This window comes from Streptomyces sp. SYSU D01066-1 (assembly GCF_054956795.1).
The window spans coordinates 162,976-176,540 of record NZ_JBUDHV010000013.1; the positions used below are offsets into that span (position 1 = coordinate 162,976).

A 13,565-nucleotide genomic window follows, 5' to 3' on the forward strand; every position below is an offset into this window, starting at 1 on the left:
CGGCGCCGGGGCGGACGTCACGGGGCCGGCGCGGACGTCACGGCGCCGGGGCGGACCCCGGCGCCCGCGACGGACGCCGCACCAGCAGTGCCGCTCCCGCCCCCGCCCCGAACAGGGCGACGAGGGAGACCCCCGTCGCCAGCCACGTCGCGCCCAGCCACTGGCCGCCGAAGTAGCCCAGGGCCACGCTGTAGGCGGCCCAGGACAGCCCGGCCAGGGCGGACCAGGGCAGGAACTCCCGCACCCGGCGGTGGGCGGCGCCGGCGCCGAGGGAGACGATCGACCGCCCGGCCGGGGCGAACCGGGCCAGCACCACCAGCGCGCCGCCGCCGCGGGCCAGGGCGGCGCCGAGGTGCTCCTGCGCCCTGGTCAGTCGGCGGGAACGGGCGATCACACGGTCCAGCCGGGGCCCGCCGCTCCGGGCGAGCCGGTAGGCGACCAGGTCACCGAGGACGGACGCGGTGGTGGCGCAGAGGGTCAGGAGCAGGATGTCGGGGACGTCGTGCGGGACCTGGCCGGTCGCGGCGCCCGAACCGGCCGCCGCCGCGGTGGCCGCCGCGATCACCAGCACACCGCTCGGCAGCACGGGCAGGAACACGTCCAGGAGCACGGACAGCGCCACGAAGGCGTAGATCCAAGGGCTGCTGACCAGCGACCCCACACTTGCGAACACCGTGACTCCCCATGGCTTCCCCCGTGGGCCTGACCAACCGCGCCACACGGGACGACAGGGGAGGCCGATGACCGTCACACAGCGTACGCCCGGGGCGCGACGGAGGGTTCACAGGGGCTCGCGCGCCCGGCGCGCGGAATTCACCCGGCTGCCACCTCCCGGGGGCGGCCGGTGCCGGTGTCCCGTAGCAACGACGGTGGGGCGAGGCGCCGGAGGGCTCCTCCCCCGCCTGGACCTGTCGGACCCGAGGAACGGAACACATCATGGTGGCAGGAATATGCGCGGGAGCCGTCGCGGCGGCCCTGCTCGCGACCGGTGCCCCCGGCGGGGCGGACGGCCTCTCGCTGCGCTCGGAGGACCGGTTCGCGCCGCCCGGCGGCGGCTCGGGGAAGGCGCTCACGTACGACCGGGACCTGGTCCCGCCCGGCGCCTGGATCGAGGTGCGCCAGCACACCGACCGCGGCGGCGCGACCACCGTCCGGCTGCGGGTGCGCGGCCTGGACCCGGGGCACGCCTACGGCGCCCATGTGCACCAGAAGCCCTGCGGTGCCGCCCCGGCCGCCGCGGGCGGGCACTACCAGCACCGGCCGTCCACCGACCCGGCCGCCGCCAACCCGGACAACGAGGTGTGGCTCGACTTCACCCCCGACGCGCACGGCGAGGGGCGGGCCCTGGCCCGCCACGACTGGGGGTTCCGGCCGGGCGGGGCGTCGTCCGTGGTGATCCACGACCGGCCGGGCAACTCCGGCGCGCGCGCCGCCTGCTTCACGGTGCCGTTCCGGCCCACCGGCTGACCGGAGACCCGTCCGCCGGTCGGCCGGAGACGCGCCCACCGGCCGGTCGGAGGCCCGTCCGCCGGTCGGCCGGAGACGCGCCCACCGGCCGGTCGGAGGCCCGTCCGCCGACCGACTGGGGACCCGTCCGCCGAGCGACCGGAGGCCCGCCCGCCGGTCGGCCGGAGACCCGCCCGCCGACCGACCGGAGACCCGCCGGCCGGCGGGAAAAGGAAACGGTGCCCTTCGCGCGAGGCGAGGGGCACCGTTCCCGGCCGGCGCGGGGCCGGGCCGATCAGACCGACACCGGCGTCTGCCGCTCGGTCGTCCGCTCCGGCTCGTCCTGTCCGGCGGTGCGCCGGCTCAGCAGCCGGTCCAGGCCCAGGGCGCCGGAGCCGGTGAAGACCAGCAGCAGGAAGGCCCAGCAGAACATGGCGGAGGACTCACCGCCGTTCTCCATCGGCCACAGGGCACCGGGCTGGTGCACCTTGAAGTACGCGTAGGCCATGGAGCCCGAGGAGACGAACGCGGCCGCGCGGGTGCCCAGGCCGAGCAGGACCAGCGCGCCGCCGACGAGCTGGATCACGGCGGCGTACCAGTTGGGCCAGGTGCCGGCCGCGACGGTGCCGCCCTCGGTGCCCGCGGCACCGCCGAGGACCCCGAAGAGCGAGGCGGCGCCGTGGCAGGCGAAGAGCAGGCCGACGACCATGCGGAACAGGCCGAGGGCGTACGGCTGGGCGCTGTTGAGGCGTCCGGTCATGTGGGGGGCACTCCTTCGGTGGGACCGGTGTCGGGGAACCGGTCACTTCGGGGACGGAAGCGCCTCCACGTTAGGCATGCCTAATAAGTGCTTGCAATCTCAACATCCACTCGGGCGGACATTGACAGCATCACGACAGCTTCGCCTCCGTGACCGTCCGCAGCGCCGCCCTCTCCCGCGGCCCCGCCGCCGACGCCTTCTCCAGCCGCAGGTGGGCCGAGCGCCCGCGCAGGGTCAGCGTCATCAGCTGGTTGCCGAACCAGGGGCCGCCGTCCCGGCGCCAGCGCACCGCCGGCCGCGGCAGGCGCCCGTGCCGGGCGAACAGCCGGCCCAGCGCCCGGGCCGGCGCGCTCCAGCCGAAGCGGAAGCCGAGGCGGATGGAGAGCGGCACGGAGTTGTGCACGGGCGAACAGGTCAGCTGCACCACCCGGGCCGAGGGGCCGTCCCCCGGCGCGGGCCAGGACGGCTCGGCGATGTACGCGTGGTGCACGTCCCCCGACAGCACGCACACCGTCGCCGGCGCCCCGGGCCCCGAACCCGTCTCCGCTATCACGTCCGCCAGCGCGTCGAAGGAGGACGGGAAGGCGGCCCAGTGCTCCAGGTCGGCCGCGCGCCGCACCTTCTCCCCGAGCCGTGCCCAGCGCGCGCCCCGCTCGCCGCGGCACAGCGCCGCGTTCCACCCCTCCACGTCGTGCACCAGGTGCGGGAGCAGCCAGGGCAGTGAGGTGCCCAGGAGGAGGTGGTCGTAGGAGCCCCGGTCGTCCAGGGCCTGGGCGCGCAGCCACGCGGCCTCCCCGGGGTCGAGCATGGAACGCCGCCGCTCGTCGAGGACCCGGGCCGCGCGGCTGTCCACCATCAGCAGCCGCACCCGGCCGAAGTCGCGCCGGTAGCTCCAGCGCACGGAGGCCGCGTCGGCGTCGGCCCCGGCGGCGAAGGCGCGCAGCGCGTCGGTGCCGTCGGCGCTCTCGCGCACGGCGGCGTAGACGGGGTCGGCGGCCAGTTCGGCCGGGGACAGGTTCCCGATGTGCTGGTGCACCCAGTACGACATCAGGCCGCTCAGCAGCCGCTCGCGCCACCAGCCGGTGGCCCGCATGTCGGCGAGCCAGGCGGCGGAGGTGTTCCAGTCGTCGATGACGTCGTGGTCGTCGAAGATCATGCAGGTGGGCACGGTGGACAGCAGCCAGCGCACCTCCGGGTCGAGCCAGGACTCGTAGTAGAGGTGGGTGTACTCCTCGTAGTCCGCGACCTCGGCGCCGGGCGGCTCGGAGAGGTCGCGGCGGCCGGCGAGCCAGCGGCGGGTGGCGTCGGAGACCTCGTCGGCGTACACCTGGTCGCCCAGGAGCAGCAGGACGTCGGGCCGCTCGCCCTCGGGGTCGGCCGCGATCCGGGCGGAGAGCGTGTCCAGGGCGTCCGGGCCCACCGGGTCCTTCTCCCCGGCGGCCGGCGCGGCCCAGCGGCAGGAGCCGAAGGCGACCCGTACCGTCTCCTCGTCCTTCCCGGGCGTGCGGATCACCGAGGGCGGGAACGGGGAGTCCGGCAGCGGCCACACGCGCGTGCCGTCGAGGAACACCTCGTAGGGCGTCGCCGCGCCCGGGGTCAGGCCGCCCACCTCGACGAGGGCGTAGTGGTGGCCCGCCACCCGGAAGGTGCGGGCCGTGCCGCCGGCGCCGTCGGCGCAGCGCACCTCGGCCTCGGCCGGACGGTCCGTCTCGACCCACACGGTCGCGGACGAGCCGTCGGCATACCTCAGCAGCGGTCCCAGGCGCAGGTCACCCATGGTCACTCCTCTTTCGGTCGCCCCGTACCGTACGGGCCGTACGGTACGGGGCGACGGAAGCCGGCAGGGAGCTTCCGGGGCCGGACGACCGGGCGCCGGCCTCCGGTCGCCCGGTCAGCGGGTGCCCGGCAGAGGCCGGCGGATGCTCAGCAGCTCGCGAGGCCGCTGGTCAGCGCCGACTTCTCGGCGGAGTCGACCGAGAGGCCGTAGTAGTACTTCACCTGCACCCAGGCACGCAGGTAGGTGCAGTGGTAGGCGGTCCGCGAGGGCATCCAGGTGGCCGGGTCCTGGTCGCCCTTGGCCTGGTTGACGTCGTCGGTGACCGCGATGAGCTGGGGGCGGGTCAGGTCGTTGGCGAACGACTGGCGCCGGGAGGTGGTCCAGCCGCTCGCGCCGGAGTCCCAGGCCTCGGCCAGCGGCACGAGGTGGTCGATGTCGACGTCGGAGGCGGCGGTCCAGGTGGCGCCGTCGTAGACGGAGTACCAGCTTCCGCTGGTGCTGGCGCAGGCGGAGTCGGTGACGACGTTCGAGCCGTCGCGCTTGAGGACGGTCTCGCGGGTGTTGCAGGTGCCGGACTGGGTGATCCAGTGCGGGAAGAGGTCGCGGTCGTAGCCGGTGCGGTTCTCGGTGGCCACGGTGAGGGAGGCGAGGTAGGTGCGGGCGGTGGAGGCGCTGACCGGGGTGGGGAGGGCGGCGGAGGCGGTCGGGCCGTTGAACAGCGCGACGGAGGCCATGACTCCGGTGAGCGCCGCGAGTATGCTCAGCCGTCGACGCGCGTAGAACTTCGGCATGCGGACTCCCTTGGGTGGTGGGGGGTGGTGGGCGCGAGCACGGGAATGCTCGCGGCGCCGTGTTGCGGTGGGGTGAGCGTCCGGTGAGAAGTTAGTGACGTGACCATGACAAAACAAGGTGCGGAACTGGCCTTCCGCGTTCCGGCCCCGGGGGTTGTCGCGTCCCGGCCTCGGGTTGTCGCGTCCTGGCTCTGGGGGTTCTCGCGTCCTGGCCCCGGGGGTTCTCCCGTTCCGGCCCCGGGGCGTCGCGTCCTGGCCCCGGGGGTTCTCCCGTTCCGGCCCCGGGGCCTCCCGTCCGCTCTTCCTCGGGGTCCTCCGTCACCTGCTCCGGGTCCTCCCGTCGCGTACCATGGACGGCGCAGAAGGGGAGTAGCTCTTCGCCGGACCGTCGACATACTGCTCAGCACGCCTGAGCCGGCGCCCGGAGGCGGTACCGCAGGGGACCCGCCGGCGAGACCTTCGGCAAGCAGTGCACGCCCGTGCCCCGTGCCCCGTGGCCCGGGTGACGATGTGCTGCCGTGCCGAGGTGTCCCGCGTCCGCAGGACCAGCACTCTCGGTGGGGCGGCCCCGACCGATTGAGGACCTTTTGATCAGCTTCACCGTGACGGCGCTCGTCTTCGGCGTCGTCTTCCTCGCGGAACTGCCGGACAAGACCGCGCTCGCCGGCCTCGTCCTCGGCACCCGCTACCGCGCCTCCTACGTCTTCGCGGGCGTCGCCGCCGCCTTCTTGGTGCACGTCGCGCTCGCCGTCGCGGCGGGCAGTGTGCTGACCCTGCTGCCGCAGCAGATCGTGCACGCCATCACCGGTGTGCTGTTCCTGGGCGGCGCGGCCGTGCTGCTCTTCAAGAAGGACGAGGACGAGGAAGAGGTCCGCAAGCCGGAGAACCAGTCCTTCTGGAAGGTCGCCGGGGCGGGGTTCATGCTCATCCTGGTCGCCGAGTTCGGTGACCTCACGCAGATCATGACGGCCAACCTCGCCGCCCGCTACGACGACCCGGTCTCCGTCGGCCTGGGTGCGGTACTGGCCCTGTGGGCGGTGGCCGGGCTCGGCATCGTCGGCGGGAAGGCCCTGATGAAGCGGGTCCCGCTGAAGCTGATCACGCAGATCGCGGCGCTGCTGATGCTGGGCCTCGGCGTGTGGAGCCTGTGGGAGGCGGTGGCGGGCTGACCTGGCGGGGTTCGTCGGCCGGTCGTCGGCCGGCCCGTCGGGTTTGTCGGCTGGGTCCGCCGGGTCCGTCCGCCGGTCCGCCGGGTTCGTCGGCCGGTCCGCCGGGTTCGTCGACCGGTCCGCCGGGTTCGTCGGCGGGCAGTCCGGGTGCGCCGTACGGCCCGCCCCCGCACCGCCCGCACCGCCCGCCCTCCGCCCCGCCCGCCCTCCGCCCCGCCCGCCCCGTCCTGAACGGCGGATGAACGGTGCCCGATGTCGCTGGCGCGATCCCCGGTGCGTTTTGTACCGTGGTGAAACAAAGTGGCTCCCGCCCGTTCTCCCTGACCGGCGGGCGGGGCCGCCTTGTGTACCTCCCCACGCCCTGGAGTCTGCCGATGACGGCCACCACCGTGCTCACCGCCCGCGCCCTGCTCCTGGACATGGACGGCACCCTCGTCAACTCCGACGCCTGTGTCGAGCGCGTCTGGCGGCGCTGGGCCGACCGCAACGGACTCGACGGCGACGAGGTCATGAAGGTCGTCCACGGCCGCCAGGGCTACGCCTCCATGGCGCTGCTGCTGCCCGGCCGGCCCATGGAGCAGAACCACGCCGACAACGCGCGCCTGCTCGCCGAGGAGACCGCCGACACCGACGGTGTCGTCCCGATCCCGGGGGCGCCGGAGTTCCTCGCCGCCCTGCGCGGCCTGCCGCACGCCCTCGTCACCTCCGCCGACGTGGCGCTCTGCACCGCCCGGATGGGCGCCGCCGGGCTGGCCCTGCCCGACGTACGCGTCACCGCCGAGTCGGTCGGCGCCAGCAAGCCCGACCCCGAGGGCTTCCTCAAGGGCGCCGCCGAACTGGGCACGGCCCCCGCCGACTGCGTCGCCTTCGAGGACTCCGGCGCCGGCATCGCCGCCGCGCGCGCCGCCGGGATGCGGGTCGTCGGCGTGGGTCTCCGGGCCGCCCCGCACGGGCCCGACGCGCTGGTCCGCGATCTGACCGAGGTCCGGGTGGAGTCCGCGGCGGACGGCACCGTCCGCCTGCACATCGGCTGACGGTGCCGTCCGCCGCGGAGCCTTCGCGCAGCCCCCTCGGCGTCCTCAGGGCTCCCGGGTCTCCCGCTCCAGCCGCTCGCGGGTCTTCGGCCCGTACGTGCCCGTCTCCTCGGAGCTGATGCCGCGGGTCCACTGGAAGCGGCTGACGGCCTCCTCGACCTGGCGGTCGTAGTTGCCGTCGATGTCGTTCAGGTAGAGGTGCACCTGGCGCAGCCGCAGCTGGAGCTCGGTGACCTCCGGGCCGTCGTCGCCGCGCCGCAGCACCGTGGCCTCCCCGTCCTCCGTGTCGTCCTCCGCCGGCTGCGATTCGGTGGCCGGCGCGCTGGTGTCCGACGAGGTCGCCGACCGGCTCGCCTCGGCGGTGCGCGACGCCGAGGGCGAGGCGTCCGACGCCGACGGGGACGCCGAGGGCGACGGGCTCTCCTCCCCGTCCCCGTCCCCGTCCCCGGACGCGGAGGAGGACGGGGAGGGCGAGGCGGACTGGGACGACGCGGAGGCGCCGGCGGTGGCCTCCCGGGCCGAGGCCATGCCGGTCGACGGGTCCGGCACGCCGGCCCGCACCTCGTCCGCCGGGGCCCCGTTCCGCGCCGGTGACTGGTAGGAGAACAGGCCGCTCGCGTACCCGGCGGTGCCCAGCACCACGACGGCGGCCACCGCGGCGCCGACCTTCGCCGCCCGCCGGGGGCGGCGGCGCCCGGCGGGGGCCGCGGGCGCGACGGTGCGCGGCCCGGCGGGCTCGCCGCCCGCCGGTTCGAACATCCGCAGGTCGGTGGCGTTGGGCGCGGTCGCCGGGGGCGCCAGGGGAGTGGGGAGGACGGAGGTCGCGGCCGGGTCCGCGGTCCCCTGCGCCGAGGCGGCGTCGGGGGCGCGCAGCACCATGGTGGTCTCGGCCGCGTCCGACGGATCCTCCGGCCCGGCGCTCGCCACCGGCCCGGTTTCCCCTGCGGGGCTCGCGGGACCAGCCTGGGCCGGCGGACTCGCCTGGGCCGCCTGGCCCGCCGGACTCGCCGAGCCTGCCGGACCCGCCTTGACCACCGGATCCGCCTGGCCCGCTTGCCCCGGCGGGTCCGCCTGGCTCGCCGTGTCCGCTGCACCCGCCGTGTCCGCTGCACCCACCGCACCCGCCGTGTCCGCAGTAGCTCCGCCGGAACCGTCCGGCCTCCCGGCCGCCCCCGTACCGCCTTCCTCCGCTCCCTGGCCCGCTCCCCGCCCGGCTCCCTTCCGCGCCTTCCGCTCCGTTTCCCGCTCCGTCTCCTCCAGCGCGACGTACGGCCGTATCCGCAGCGGATTGAAGTCCTCCGCCGCGGCCGCCTCGGCGGTACGCGCCTCCAGCAGGGCGTCGGCCGCACGCGGGCCGCACTCGCAGGAGGGCGTGTGATCCGCCCGCCGGGACGCCCCGCACTCGGGGCAGGCCCCGCCCGCGGCCTCCGGAGCGACCGGGCCCTGGGCTCCCGTAGGCACCTGCTCACGTCCCTCGACCGGGGGCTGTCCGCCCCCCTGCTCCGCTCCGGCGGACCCCACGGGCTTCTCCGGCCCCTCCGGCTGTCCCACGCGTCAGACCCCTCCCCTTCCGGCGCTCGCGTCCCCTCGCGAACTCCAGTGATTATGCAGATCTTCACGGCGGTCGCACACACGTGCCCCTCCCGCACCACCCCGGCCGCCTTCCGCACCGCCTGGGCCACCGCCCGCGCCCACCGCCGGAATACCGGCATTCCGTACGACTGAACCGGCCATAACCGGTCACCCCGAACAGGATGGAAGGTGTGACCAAGTCTCGGGAGGTCGCCATGGCCGGGGACATCGGCAGTGCACAGGGCGTGGCCCGCACCACTCCGCACGAGCAGGTCCCGGGCCATGTCCTCGTCTCCATCGGGGCTCTGCTCCTCGGCATGCTGCTGGCCGCCCTCGACCAGACCATCGTCTCGACGGCGCTGCCCACCATCGTCAGCGACCTCGGCGGCATGGCGCACCTGTCGTGGGTCGTGACGGCGTACCTGCTGGCCGCGACCGCCGCGACGCCGCTGTGGGGCAAGCTCGGCGACCAGTACGGGCGCAAGCGGCTGTTCCAGACGGCGATCGTCCTCTTCCTGGCCGGATCGGCACTGTGCGGGGTCGCGCGGAGCATGGGCGAGCTGATCGCCTTCCGGGCGGTGCAGGGACTGGGCGGCGGCGGACTGATGGTGCTGTCGATGGCGATCGTCGGCGACCTGGTGCCGCCCCGTGAACGGGGCCGCTACCAGGGCCTGTTCGGCGCGGTGTTCGGCGCCACCAGTGTGCTCGGCCCGCTGCTCGGCGGCGTCTTCACCGAGCACCTCAGCTGGCGCTGGGTCTTCTACATCAACCTGCCCGTCGGGGTGATCGCCCTCGCCGTGATCGCGGCGGTCCTGCGCGTCCCGCGCCGCGCCGACCGCCACGTCATCGACTACCTCGGCACCTTCCTCATCGCCGCCGTCGCCACCTGCCTGGTCCTGGTCGCCTCCCTCGGCGGGACCACCTGGCCCTGGGCGTCGCCGCAGATCATCGGCCTGGCGGTACTGGGCGTGGTGCTGGCCGCGGCGTTCGTGGCCGCCGAGCGCCGGGCCGCCGAACCGGTCCTCCCGCTCCGCCTCTTCCGCGTCCGCACCTTCGTGCTGTCGGCCGCGATCAGCCTGGTCGTCGGCTTCGCGCTGTTCGGCGCGATGACGTACCTGCCGACCTTCCTCCAGGTGGTGCAGGGCGTCAGCCCGACCATGTCCGGGGTGCACATGCTGCCGATGGTGATCGGCCTGCTGCTGGCGTCCACCGTCTCCGGCCAGATCGTCAGCCGCACCGGCCGCTGGAAGGTGTTCCCGATCGCCGGCACCGGCGTCACCGCCCTCGGCCTGCTCCTCCTCCACCGACTGGACGAGAACAGCCCCACCGCCGAGATGAGCGCCTTCTTCTTCGTCTTCGGAGCGGGCCTGGGCCTGGTGATGCAGATCCTCGTCCTCATCGTCCAGAACGCCGTCCCCTACGAGGACCTGGGCGCCGCCACCTCCGGCGCCACCTTCTTCCGCTCGATCGGCGCGGCCTTCGGCGTGTCCGTCTTCGGCACCGTCTTCGCGAGCCGCCTCGGCGACCGCCTCACGGACGCCTTCCGCGGCGACCGGCTCCCGCCCGGCGTCTCGGCCGGCACCCTGGAGTCCGACCCGCGCGGCATCGCCGCCCTGCCCGCCCCGCTGCGCCCGGACGCCGTGCACGCCTACGCCGCCTCCATCACCGACGTCTTCCTCTACGCCGCTCCGGTCGCCCTCCTCGGCTTCGTCCTCGCCTGGTTCCTGAGGGAGGACCGGCTGCGCGGCTCGGTCACCGCCCCCGACGGCGCGCAGACCTTCGCCACCAACCCGGTCCAGCGCTCCTCGCACGACGAGGTGTGCCGCGCCCTGTCGGTCCTCGGCACCCGGGAGGGCCGCCGCGCGGCCTACCGGAAGATCACCACCCGCGCCGGGTACGACCTGCTGCCCGCGACGAGCTGGCTGCTGCTGCGCATCCGGCGGTACGGCTGTGTGGAGCCGGGCCGGCTCGCCGAGGGCAGCGCCGTACCGCTGAACGTCGTCCTGGAGGCCGCCCGGCAGGCCGAGATCCGGCACCTCGCCGTCCGCCGGGGCCTGGGCCTGGTCCTGACCGACCACGGCCGCGAGGTGGCCGAACGGCTCTCGCGCGCCCGCGAGGAGTCGCTGGCCGAACTCCTCGGCGACTGGTGGGGCCCCGACCGCCCGAGGGACCTGGTCCGCCTGGTCGGGGAGCTGAACGACGAACTGTGCGGCGCGCGGCGGGAGCGCCCGCACGACGACGAACGCGTCCTCACCCGGTCGGGCTGACGCCTGCCACCCGCCCGGCCCGCCCGTCGAGCGGCTTGGCGAACCAGTGCTCGGCGTACGGATTGTCGTTGTACGCCTCCGTCTCCCGGTAACCGAGCCGCGCGTACAGCGCACGGGCCTCGGCCAGGTCCCGGCGCGTGTCCAGCACCATCCGCCCCGCCCCCAGCCCCCGGGCCGCCTCCTCCGCGGCCCCCACCAGCGCCGCGGCTCCGCCCCGCCCGCGCAGCCCCCGGGTCACGTACAGCCGCTTCAGCTCGGCCGTCCCGGCGTCCAGCAGCCGCACGCCCGCCGTGCCGGCCGGCTCCCCGTCCCACCGGGCGACCAGCAACACCCCTCGGGGCGGGGCGAATTCGGCGCCGCTCTTCCGGGCGATCTCCCGCTCCAGCTCCGCCGCGCCGGTCCGCCGCCCCTCGTGCAGCAAGTACCAGCGGTCGCTGATCTCCGTGCAGTACGCCCGCCACAGGGCCTTCGCGGCGGGGGAGTCGTACGGTTCCGGGGCAATGGTCCATGTCATGCCCCGCATGGTCGGCGGGCGCCCGCCCGGTGCGCAACCGCGTTCGCCCGTCCGCCCCCAGGGCTCCGGCCGCCACCGTTTGACGGGTCCTCAGGGGGTACACGAACCGCGAACCGGCCCGTACGGAAAGCCGGTTGGGCCGAGAACCTGGAAGGCATCCATGTCCACAGGAGTGATCATCGCTCTGATCGTGCTGGTGGCGGCCGTACTGATCGTCGCGGCCGTCCTGACCCTGCGTGCCCGGGGCTCCCGGCACGGCGGGAGCCTGAAGCGGCGCTTCGGGCCCGAGTACGACCGGACCGTCGCCCGGCACGACGGCGACACGAAGGCGGCCGAACGCGAACTGGCCGAGCGCGTGGAGCGGCACGGCTCGCTGCGCGTCAAGCCCCTGGAGCCGGCCGAACGGGCGCGGTTCGAGGCGCGCTGGACGGCCGCGCAGGAGCGGTTCGTCGACTCCCCCCGCGAGGCGGTCGCCGAGGCCGACCGGCTGCTCTCCGAGCTGGCCGGCGCCCGGGGCTTCCCGGACGGCGGCCGGTACGAGGAACAGCTGGCCGCGCTGTCCGTGCACCACGCCCACCACGTCGACGGCTACCGGCGCGTGCACCACGCGGCCAACGGCGGCCATGCGGACGACGGCACCGGAACCGAGCGGCTGCGGGAGGCCATGGTCGAGGCCCGCGCCCTGTTCGAGAAGCTGATCCACACCGACCACGGCGACCACCGCGCCGCCCACACCCCGGCCCGTGGGAAGAACCACCAGCCCTGGGCCCTGAACCGCCGCCACCCGAAGGAGAGCTGAGCCACATGTCCGATCTGACCCGGCCGACCGGCGGCACCCGCGCCGAACGCGACCGATCCGCGACCGAGACCCCCGGCGGGCAGGCCCCCGGCACCGGCCCGGCACTCGACCCCGACGCCCCGCCCGGCGCCCACGCCGACCACACGGCCGGCGCCCGCGCCGAGGCGGCCCCGCGCCTGCGGACCGAGGGAACCGGGTCCGGCACCGGTGCCTCCACCACCACGCCCCCCGGCCCCGGCACCTCCCTCCTCCCGCACGGGGAGCGCGACAAGCTGGAGCAGCGGCTGCACCACGCGGTCTCCGGATTCGTCGACGCCCCGCGGGCCGCGGTGGAGGAGGCCGACCGCGTCCTGGAGGAGATCACCTCCCGCTTCACCGACGCGATGACGCGCCGCCGCCGCACCCTGCGCGCGTCCTGGCAGTCCGCCGACACCGAACGGCAGGCCACGGCCACCGACACCGAACAGCTCCGCCTCGCCCTGCGGGACTACCGCGAGCTGTCGGAGAAGCTCATGCGCCTGTAGTGGACGGCAGGACGTCCACCCCTGTTCCGCCCGGCCCTCCCGCCACCTCCCCACGGCCTCTTCGACGTCGCGGGGCCCCGACCCCGGCGGGGGGCCGGGCGGCGCCGTGAGCAGCGGCCCCCGGCCCGCTTTGACGGAGCCTCCGCCGCCTTGCGCGCCGGCACGGACGCGCCCTCGCGGGCGGCTTCCGCTCGGTCGTGCTCCCCGTTGTCCGGACACCGCACCGCGAGCGACTTAGCCTGGAGGCCGATCGCCACCGGACGTCACCAAGAGGAGCGCACGTGCTCGAACTCACCATGGCCGCCGTCTCCGCGGCGGACGAGGGTGCCACGGCCGGCATGCGGATGGCGGACGCGCCCAGCGAGCCGGGCACGGTGCTGCGAGTGGGCCGGGACACGTCGGTGTGCCGGCTGCCGACGCCGGAGGACTGGCTGTTCGTCTCGCGGGTCCACCTGGAGTTCCTGTGCGGCCCCGGGGGCACCTGGCAGCTCACCTGGCTGCGCGGCTCCCGGCCCGACCCGTCCGCGCAGGTCCGCCTGACGGTGGACGGGCACACCCGGCCCGTCGCCTACGGCGGCACGGTCCCGCTGCCCAGGGGCGGCACCGGCGAGGTCGTCGTACAGGACCGCACCGAGCCGCGCAGCGTGAACGTGGGCTTCTACCACGAGGTATGACACGACCCACACCCGCGTACGACCGGCGGGAGCCGGCGTCCCACGCGGACGGCCCGCGCCCGCGTATGACCGGCGGGGATCGGTGTCCCGCGCGGGCGGACCGTACTCGTGCCCGCACCCGCGTACGGCGGGCGGGGGCCGGTGTCCCGCGCGGGCGGACCGTACTCGTGCCCGCACCCGCGTACGGCGGGCGGGGGCCGGTGTCCCGCGCGGGCGGACCGTACTCGTGCCCGCACCC

The 13,565-nt window shown here is 75.3% G+C and carries 13 protein-coding genes; 7 read left to right on the forward strand and 6 right to left on the reverse strand.

Annotation, left to right across the window (positions count from 1 at the left end):
- Positions 1–37: 37 nt before the first annotated feature.
- Positions 38–673 carry a DedA family protein gene (locus ACY1JF_RS15690; RefSeq protein ID WP_462705736.1) on the reverse strand — a complete coding sequence of 212 codons (636 nt, stop codon included), beginning with the start codon at positions 671–673 and terminating at the stop codon, positions 38–40.
- A 263-nt stretch (positions 674–936) separates the two neighbouring features.
- Here ACY1JF_RS15690 and ACY1JF_RS15695 point away from each other — a divergent pair, with 263 nt between their 5' ends.
- Complete coding sequence (locus ACY1JF_RS15695; RefSeq protein ID WP_462705737.1) at positions 937–1,467, forward strand: superoxide dismutase family protein; 531 nt, start codon at positions 937–939, stop codon at positions 1,465–1,467.
- A 274-nt stretch (positions 1,468–1,741) separates the two neighbouring features.
- Here ACY1JF_RS15695 and ACY1JF_RS15700 read toward each other — a convergent pair whose 3' ends face one another.
- The 3 genes from ACY1JF_RS15700 to ACY1JF_RS15710 form a co-directional block, all read right to left on the reverse strand.
- Positions 1,742–2,206, reverse strand: a complete 465-nt coding sequence (locus tag ACY1JF_RS15700; protein ID WP_462705738.1) for a DoxX family protein — start codon at positions 2,204–2,206, stop codon at positions 1,742–1,744.
- 130 nt (positions 2,207–2,336) lie between these two features.
- Positions 2,337–3,983, reverse strand: a complete 1,647-nt coding sequence (locus ACY1JF_RS15705; protein WP_462705739.1) for an alkaline phosphatase D family protein — start codon at positions 3,981–3,983, stop codon at positions 2,337–2,339.
- Positions 3,984–4,129: 146 nt separating this feature from the next.
- The gene (locus tag ACY1JF_RS15710; protein WP_462705740.1) at positions 4,130–4,774 is read right to left on the reverse strand and encodes an HNH endonuclease family protein; all 645 of its coding nucleotides are present in this window, start codon (positions 4,772–4,774) and stop codon (positions 4,130–4,132) included.
- A 587-nt stretch (positions 4,775–5,361) separates the two neighbouring features.
- Here ACY1JF_RS15710 and ACY1JF_RS15715 point away from each other — a divergent pair.
- Both ACY1JF_RS15715 and ACY1JF_RS15720 read left to right on the forward strand, forming a co-directional pair.
- A complete protein-coding gene (locus ACY1JF_RS15715) occupies positions 5,362–5,943 on the forward strand; it encodes a TMEM165/GDT1 family protein (RefSeq protein WP_215171806.1) in 582 nt (193 codons plus the stop codon).
- Positions 5,944–6,317: 374 nt separating this feature from the next.
- Positions 6,318–6,977 (forward strand): HAD-IA family hydrolase, encoded by a 660-nt coding sequence (locus ACY1JF_RS15720; protein WP_462705741.1) that lies wholly within the window; start codon positions 6,318–6,320, stop codon positions 6,975–6,977.
- Positions 6,978–7,022: 45 nt separating this feature from the next.
- On the opposite strand, the gene ACY1JF_RS15725 is transcribed toward ACY1JF_RS15720, so the two are convergent.
- Complete coding sequence (locus ACY1JF_RS15725; RefSeq protein ID WP_462705742.1) at positions 7,023–7,904, reverse strand: peptidoglycan-binding domain-containing protein; 882 nt, start codon at positions 7,902–7,904, stop codon at positions 7,023–7,025.
- An 860-nt stretch (positions 7,905–8,764) separates the two neighbouring features.
- Here ACY1JF_RS15725 and ACY1JF_RS15730 point away from each other — a divergent pair.
- Positions 8,765–10,816, forward strand: coding sequence for an MDR family MFS transporter (locus ACY1JF_RS15730; protein WP_462705750.1), 2,052 nt, complete (start codon positions 8,765–8,767; stop codon positions 10,814–10,816).
- On the opposite strand, the gene ACY1JF_RS15735 is transcribed toward ACY1JF_RS15730, so the two are convergent.
- Positions 10,800–11,330, reverse strand: coding sequence for a GNAT family N-acetyltransferase (locus tag ACY1JF_RS15735; protein ID WP_462705743.1), 531 nt, complete (start codon positions 11,328–11,330; stop codon positions 10,800–10,802). The genes ACY1JF_RS15730 and ACY1JF_RS15735 overlap by 17 nt on opposite strands.
- A 160-nt stretch (positions 11,331–11,490) precedes the next feature.
- Between ACY1JF_RS15735 and ACY1JF_RS15740 the strand changes: the two genes are divergently transcribed.
- The 3 genes from ACY1JF_RS15740 to ACY1JF_RS15750 all read left to right on the forward strand — a co-directional run bounded on the left by ACY1JF_RS15740 (position 11,491) and on the right by ACY1JF_RS15750 (position 13,327).
- Positions 11,491–12,129 carry a hypothetical protein gene (locus ACY1JF_RS15740; protein ID WP_462705744.1) on the forward strand — a complete coding sequence of 213 codons (639 nt, stop codon included), beginning with the start codon at positions 11,491–11,493 and terminating at the stop codon, positions 12,127–12,129.
- A gap of 5 nt (positions 12,130–12,134) precedes the next feature.
- Entirely contained in the window at positions 12,135–12,653 is a 519-nt protein-coding gene (locus ACY1JF_RS15745) for a hypothetical protein (protein WP_462705745.1), read from the forward strand.
- Positions 12,654–12,934: 281 nt separating this feature from the next.
- On the forward strand, positions 12,935–13,327 hold the full coding sequence (locus tag ACY1JF_RS15750) for a hypothetical protein (RefSeq protein WP_462705746.1): 393 nt from the start codon (positions 12,935–12,937) through the stop codon (positions 13,325–13,327).
- Positions 13,328–13,565: the final 238 nt, after the last annotated feature.

Excerpts from the sequence above, each read along its gene's own strand:
- ACY1JF_RS15730 (WP_462705750.1), top strand. The coding sequence starts at position 8,765 with ATGGCCGGGGACATCGGCAGTGCACAGGGCGTGGCCCGCACCACTCCG.
- ACY1JF_RS15735 (WP_462705743.1), bottom strand. The coding sequence starts at position 11,330 with ATGACATGGACCATTGCCCCGGAACCGTACGACTCCCCCGCCGCGAAG.
- ACY1JF_RS15720 (WP_462705741.1), top strand. The coding sequence starts at position 6,318 with ATGACGGCCACCACCGTGCTCACCGCCCGCGCCCTGCTCCTGGACATG.
- ACY1JF_RS15710 (WP_462705740.1), bottom strand. The coding sequence starts at position 4,774 with ATGCCGAAGTTCTACGCGCGTCGACGGCTGAGCATACTCGCGGCGCTC.
- ACY1JF_RS15695 (WP_462705737.1), top strand. The coding sequence starts at position 937 with ATGGTGGCAGGAATATGCGCGGGAGCCGTCGCGGCGGCCCTGCTCGCG.
- ACY1JF_RS15745 (WP_462705745.1), top strand. The coding sequence starts at position 12,135 with ATGTCCGATCTGACCCGGCCGACCGGCGGCACCCGCGCCGAACGCGAC.
- ACY1JF_RS15740 (WP_462705744.1), top strand. The coding sequence starts at position 11,491 with ATGTCCACAGGAGTGATCATCGCTCTGATCGTGCTGGTGGCGGCCGTA.
- ACY1JF_RS15705 (WP_462705739.1), bottom strand. The coding sequence starts at position 3,983 with ATGGGTGACCTGCGCCTGGGACCGCTGCTGAGGTATGCCGACGGCTCG.
- ACY1JF_RS15700 (WP_462705738.1), bottom strand. The coding sequence starts at position 2,206 with ATGACCGGACGCCTCAACAGCGCCCAGCCGTACGCCCTCGGCCTGTTC.